The sequence below is a fragment of the Calderihabitans maritimus genome (assembly GCF_002207765.1).
GTDB lineage: Bacteria > Bacillota > KKC1 > Calderihabitantales > Calderihabitantaceae > Calderihabitans > Calderihabitans maritimus.
The window spans coordinates 1-230 of sequence record NZ_BDGJ01000214.1; the positions used below are offsets into that span (position 1 = coordinate 1).

The 230-nt window shown below is 59.6% G+C and carries 1 pseudogene; it reads right to left on the reverse strand.

Annotated elements, in window-relative coordinates:
• A pseudogene (locus KKC1_RS16450) lies at positions 1 to 230 on the reverse strand (DDE transposase); the annotation flags it as partial.

Consider the following 230-nt stretch of genomic DNA (forward strand, 5'->3'; position numbering starts at 1 on the left):
CCACTGGCTGCGGAACACTGGTCCATACCCCGGCACTCCCGCCCGTAGTGCCGGGCTGGACAGCGGTACTTCAGTGTTGCCCGGTCTTTTTCAAATCCCCCGAAGGCCATCTCCCGACGTTTGTTCGTCCGGGGACAATGACAGTACACCGTACCGCAATAATCATAAACGACGTTGTCTTTGCCCGCCAATACCCGGGTTTCCTCGCCGTCCCGCCACTGGTTCCGGAT